Origin of the sequence: Citrobacter sp. Awk 2, assembly GCF_028069815.1 — a bacterium.
Taxonomy (GTDB): Bacteria; Pseudomonadota; Gammaproteobacteria; order Enterobacterales; family Enterobacteriaceae; genus Citrobacter.
In genome coordinates this window covers 1-4,937 of the sequence record NZ_JANEWL010000162.1, presented here as the reverse complement: position 1 = coordinate 4,937, position 4,937 = coordinate 1, and the positions used below count along the sequence as shown (strand labels likewise).

Annotated in this window: 7 protein-coding genes; all 7 read right to left on the bottom strand. The window is 49.0% G+C overall.

What is annotated here, in order from left to right; genetic code table 11:
- Positions 1 to 68: 68 nt before the first annotated feature.
- The 7 genes from NNO02_RS22485 to NNO02_RS22455 all read right to left on the bottom strand — a co-directional run bounded on the left by NNO02_RS22485 (position 69) and on the right by NNO02_RS22455 (position 3,963).
- Entirely contained in the window at positions 69 to 1,007 is a 939-nt protein-coding gene (locus tag NNO02_RS22485) for an ArdC family protein (protein WP_271455796.1), read from the bottom strand.
- Between the two features lie 74 nt (positions 1,008 to 1,081).
- On the bottom strand, positions 1,082 to 1,420 hold the full coding sequence (locus NNO02_RS22480; protein ID WP_271455795.1) for a hypothetical protein: 339 nt from the start codon (positions 1,418 to 1,420) through the stop codon (positions 1,082 to 1,084).
- A gap of 121 nt (positions 1,421 to 1,541) precedes the next feature.
- Positions 1,542 to 1,940, bottom strand: coding sequence for an antirestriction protein (locus NNO02_RS22475; RefSeq protein ID WP_271455794.1), 399 nt, complete (start codon positions 1,938 to 1,940; stop codon positions 1,542 to 1,544).
- Positions 1,933 to 2,205 (bottom strand): hypothetical protein, encoded by a 273-nt coding sequence (locus NNO02_RS22470; protein WP_271455793.1) that lies wholly within the window; start codon positions 2,203 to 2,205, stop codon positions 1,933 to 1,935. Before NNO02_RS22470 ends, NNO02_RS22475 begins: the two co-directional genes overlap by 8 nt.
- Positions 2,206 to 2,280: 75 nt before the next feature.
- The gene (locus tag NNO02_RS22465) at positions 2,281 to 2,475 is read right to left on the bottom strand and encodes a DUF7706 family protein (protein ID WP_271455792.1); all 195 of its coding nucleotides are present in this window, start codon (positions 2,473 to 2,475) and stop codon (positions 2,281 to 2,283) included.
- Positions 2,476 to 2,478: 3 nt separating this feature from the next.
- Complete coding sequence (locus NNO02_RS22460; protein ID WP_271455791.1) at positions 2,479 to 2,760, bottom strand: hypothetical protein; 282 nt, start codon at positions 2,758 to 2,760, stop codon at positions 2,479 to 2,481.
- A 312-nt stretch (positions 2,761 to 3,072) separates the two neighbouring features.
- On the bottom strand, positions 3,073 to 3,963 hold the full coding sequence (locus tag NNO02_RS22455) for an integrase domain-containing protein (RefSeq protein ID WP_271455790.1): 891 nt from the start codon (positions 3,961 to 3,963) through the stop codon (positions 3,073 to 3,075).
- Between the last annotated feature and the right edge of the window lie 974 nt (positions 3,964 to 4,937).

The window sequence follows — 4,937 nt, the reverse complement described above, 5'->3', positions numbered from 1 at the left end:
TTGTTGGTATTACCCCTACAAGGGATAATATCCTAGAATTGGAGATAGGTAACAATTGTAGTAGCAAATCACGTACCTTCCAGCGCCTGCTCACGCAGCACCAAGTATTCAAATGCTTCCCGGGCAAAGCGAGCGGCACGAAATACAGCGCGGTTATCTTCCTTCAGCGTTTGCAGCCACGACGCAATATAGCTGTCATGTTGCAAGTCGCCATGAATGCCAAGTTCAGCACACAGAAATGCCGATCCCATCTCCGCTATCAGCTCTTCAAATCCATAAACCGGATCGCCGAACTTCTGCGAGGTAGAAACAATGCCTTCACGTGCCAGCCGTGAAGCGTGACCGGTGGAATGCACCAGTTCATGCAGCAGCGTGCTGTAGTATTCTTCTGCCGAATCAAACTGAGCGGCTTCCGGCATCATAATGTGGTCAACACCCGGGCGGTAATACGCACGATCCTGATGACGATGTATCACTGATACACCGCTACAGGCTGCTATCTGTTCTGCCCGGGCAATGCGTTCCACATCGGGCAAAACCGGTATTTCCGGGTAAAGATTGTCGGGCAGGTTTTTACACTGCTCAACGTTGAAGAGGTGAAAGCTGGTCATAAAACAGCGATCCCGCATAACCACCTCACCGTTCTCATCAAATACCGGCTGGCCGCTGTTATCCGTAGCCTCTTTCTGGAATGGTTTAAACAGCGTCACCAGCGTCGATTTTTCACCTTTCCGGACATTACCACCGGCATCCAGCGCCTGTTTGAACGTCAGCCAGCGATTGGAATAAAACCCCTTATCGGCAGCATCTATCCATAACAGCATCACGTTAATACCGCTGTAGTTCCGGCCAGTGATAGCATTAGCAGGCAACCCCTCTTTTCCGGTTTGCCATGCTTTACGCCAGGGTGTCGTCCCGTTCTCCAGCGCCGTAATAATCTTATCGGTAACGGTCTGGAACAAATCCTGCCGTGGGGCTGATTTGCGGTTGGTCGTTTTCTTCGTCATATGCCATTCCCATCAAAAAAAACGGGGATGGCTCCCAGACGGGGAACAATCCCCGTTTGGGTTAAAGTAAAAAGTCAGTCCATCGCAGCCATAGCTATCGATTCATCCAGTCCTGCCTTGAAAAAGTGATCCCAGGTTCCCGGGCACACAGTTCTGGCAAGCTCCATAACCTCATCGAAAAGAGCCTTGCATGAAGGGTGCGCATAACGCGGCAAATCGCCAACACATCCCCGTGCAAAAGTTCGGGCCAGACTGGCAAGCGTCCACTGATTATCCGTGACGTTATCCTCATCCGGTTGTGTTCCGATATCCAGACGTTCGAATGCGGCCACAACCAACAAATCACCTTCAAGTTTTGCCAGTTCGCATAAATCTTCAGCAGAAAATACGCTATTTGTCTGGTCTGTCATCATGGTCAGCTCCTCAATAATTAAAAAGGGACCGTCCTCCCCACCGGGAAACGAGTTCCCTGTAGGGGTGATATAGATTTATGTAACCAGGTAGAAAAATCCCTGCCCGGGCTAAAGTAAAAAATCAGTCTATCGCGGCCATAATCTCGACCGATTCAGAGTGATCCAACGCGTAATCACGTAAAGCGTGGTAAAGCAGGATATCTCCGTCATCTTCAGTAGTATTCGCAATCTGCCCAAGGGCAAGCAACGACAGCGTGATACCAAAAGCCTCTGCCGTCATGGTGCCTTCATAGCCATTCCCGGCCACACTGACGCCATAAGTCAGACGGGAGTTTGGGACAAGATAGAATCCGTTGTTTGACAACGCCCGACCTTCCCACCGGCTGGTTTCTTCATATTCATCCCCCAGACGCTTAGCCCACGCAAAAAACGGAGCCACACGACGTGGAGTTCGCAGATATTTCAGAAGAACCAGGCCAAAAGGAACAGGCTGCATATCAATCATCGTTACGTTATCCATGACATACCTCCCCGGAAGCCAACACGCTGTTAACGCGTTCCTGCAAACGCTTCCTGGCAGAAAGAAAATTTCGCCGATCACGTTCAGTTGCACGCTTACAGTTGATATCCGCTGTTATTTCCAGCGCCATAATGGACTGACTACGCCAGGAAGCTCGTTCACCATTCCCCACGCAGGCACTGTAATGAACAATCGCCTGACGGAATAATCGCTCAGTCGTATTGCGATAATCCGCAACCGGAAGATAAGTGTATTTCGATGTCATACTGATATCCCTGTGAATAAAAGCAGGGATCGCTCCCTGAAGGGAAATCAATCCCCGCAAGGGTCAAGTTAAGGTTTAAGCGAGACAGCCGTACTGGTGCCTGAAGCCGTGTTCCGTCAACGTTCTTTCTAATTTCCGGACCGCATCAAGCATTTCATCGCATTCACTGTTAGTCATGACAAAATCACGCATCGTGTTCCATGTCAGACATTGAGTCAGATGCGACAATGCCAGCGCTTCGTCGTCAGTCAGTTCAAGCTGTAGTTTCATCTCTCATTCTCCCAGGGTTACAACCAGTACATCATCAACATATCTGGCGACAAAGTTTTGCGTCCGTTCGGCAGTCTCGCCTCCCAGACGGACAAACAACGTCAGCGAAAATGTCACCTGCTGAGTATCGGAATCTGGACGGTGGTTCCAGGCATCCTGTGCGGCTTTAATCAGCGCAAACTGCCGACGTTCCCACTGGGAAAAATCAAACACTTCAATAGCGTGTTCCCAGGCCGGGAGCGTGATAGAAACAGGCGTAAATGCCAGGGATAGGTGATTAGTCATCGGTGTATTCCTTACGTAAAAAAGGGAACACCGATCCCCTGCGGGAAGCGTGTTCCCTTAGGGTGAGTGACATCATTGATAGCGGAAAATCCGCTGTGGTGAGAAGTGTACCTTCATCGCGAAAGCGACCGCTGTTTTCAAAGGCTAAACAACGTTACCGCCCGAAGGCATCGTCTCTCAGGTCATGACGATTTTGGCTGTAATCACCCGAAGGCGTCCCTCTCAGATTACCGGGACATTGGCTGTTGTCGGAGACAACGGGTTAGCTTTTAAATGCTATCGCTTATATTCCACAGAGGCAAGCGGGTTTAATTATTCCTCGATATCAGGTTTATTATAGACACGTTCAATATAACGCCCCCGCCCATCTCCATGCCCCAGATCCATAGACACCATTGCTTTCGCCTCATCGTCACTCATACCCTTGCTTTTATGATATTCCATCGCTTCACCTGCCCAGGCATATCGCAGACTATGAGGCGCATATTTACCCACTAATCCCGCATCTCTGACAATATTTCGATAACGATCAATTGCTGATTTCAGATCCGGTTTATCAATCAGCTTACCATTCTGTTCAGCAGCAACTTTCAGAGCATGATTAACAGCACTTAGCATTTTATCGCGATCTATAATTGTCGTATCTCTTGGCCGCCCTCCTTTTGTACCAAATACGATCCTGACACGATCATCACCACGTGATAAAGCACGTTGCCAGGTTTTTAATGATTTAACAGATTGCACCGCTTCTTCTGTCCTCAGGCCAAAACAACGAGCAACCTGCATTGCAGCTGCTACGCCAACGTCTTGCTTATCTGAATAAGCGAACGCTGCGAGATAGCGTTCGCTATTAATTGCGACTTTAGTACCGTCACGACTGGCATCTGCTAATCCGAGAGCTGAATTACTTAATTCTTCATGGCTAGGGTCGGCAAGTTTTGTCCGACCAGCAACAGTCAGCATATTTCTGATTGCAGCCATCTCATTCTGCATTGTTCTTTTAGATATCCCTTCGGCCTGACGACTCTTGACATACAGCTCAATATGATTGGTTTTTATATGCTTCACATCCCGGATCTGAATATTTAATTTAGCTATTCTCTCCGCTACACGGGAGGCGATCTTTGAACGATCCGCGATAGTCTTGAACCCACCACCTCCCTGCCTTGCCAGCGTAACCAGCTGCTTACTTAATTTCGACATACCTGTCCCCTTTCACAAAGAAATACAGATCAAGCTCTTCTCCAGAAATATGGAAACGAGCGCGATCTATATTCTGAATCTTCATATAAAACATGAGTGATACATCTGGCCCCGACGGCACGGTTAGGTTTTGCGCTTCCTGCGTCTCGACGGGTATCTGTGCATCGGGGTGACAACATGTTGAGTTTTTACGAGGTTCCCCAGCTCGCAGAGCTGTTCGCGGCGTATGCCGTCCTGACGTTAGTCAGACTACCTCCATACGTCAGCTTTCACTGACATTGCCATCGATACCGAGTCGAATTTTCTCCTGAAGTTGATACGTCTGCTCTCATGGTTTCTCCGTGAATGGATGCGTTCCGTGATAAGACGTTATGGTTAAAAAGTGTGCTTAAAGATGCTGTTTCCCCAGTCCGAACACCGTGACTACGTGTGCGTCAGACTGTACAGAGTGCTGAAAGACCGCATTCCGTCTGCTAAGACGGTGCCCTTTCGCGCAGCGTCACTTGGTATCGCTAACCGCTCTTACACAAGTGACGCTGCACATATCCCGCCGCCAAATGCTGCTCTTGCAGATGCCAAATGTTCCAATTGGCATGAGCTGCGAGCCGCAAATGTTGCCAGGATAAGCTGGACGTAAGTCCGAAGGGAAAACAGCTTTAAGGATGTCGGGCAGACGTTGTTGCCCTGCGTTGAAGTGTACCTTTATCGCGTTTGCGATCACCGTTCTCAAAGGTTAAACGGTGTTATCGCCCTAAGGCATCGTCTCTCAGATTACGACGATTTTGGCTGCGGCCACCCGAAGGCATCAGTCTCAGGCCGCGCTTCTTTCCCTATGATATTGGCTTGCGATCACCCGAAGGCGCTTCTCTCAAATCGCTGGCGCAGTTCCGATTGCGCTGAAGCATTGGCTGTTGTCGGAGACAACGGTGTAGCAAATGCAGAATATATTACCCCAGAATAATTATCAATATAAT

What these genes read in the sequence shown, in the direction of transcription:
- NNO02_RS22485 (WP_271455796.1), bottom strand. Translation starts at nt 1,007, where the DNA reads ATGACGAAGAAAACGACCAACCGCAAATCAGCCCCACGGCAGGATTTG.
- NNO02_RS22480 (WP_271455795.1), bottom strand. Translation starts at nt 1,420, where the DNA reads ATGATGACAGACCAGACAAATAGCGTATTTTCTGCTGAAGATTTATGC.
- NNO02_RS22475 (WP_271455794.1), bottom strand. Translation starts at nt 1,940, where the DNA reads ATGGATAACGTAACGATGATTGATATGCAGCCTGTTCCTTTTGGCCTG.
- NNO02_RS22470 (WP_271455793.1), bottom strand. Translation starts at nt 2,205, where the DNA reads ATGACATCGAAATACACTTATCTTCCGGTTGCGGATTATCGCAATACG.
- NNO02_RS22465 (WP_271455792.1), bottom strand. Translation starts at nt 2,475, where the DNA reads ATGAAACTACAGCTTGAACTGACTGACGACGAAGCGCTGGCATTGTCG.
- NNO02_RS22460 (WP_271455791.1), bottom strand. Translation starts at nt 2,760, where the DNA reads ATGACTAATCACCTATCCCTGGCATTTACGCCTGTTTCTATCACGCTC.
- NNO02_RS22455 (WP_271455790.1), bottom strand. Translation starts at nt 3,963, where the DNA reads ATGTCGAAATTAAGTAAGCAGCTGGTTACGCTGGCAAGGCAGGGAGGT.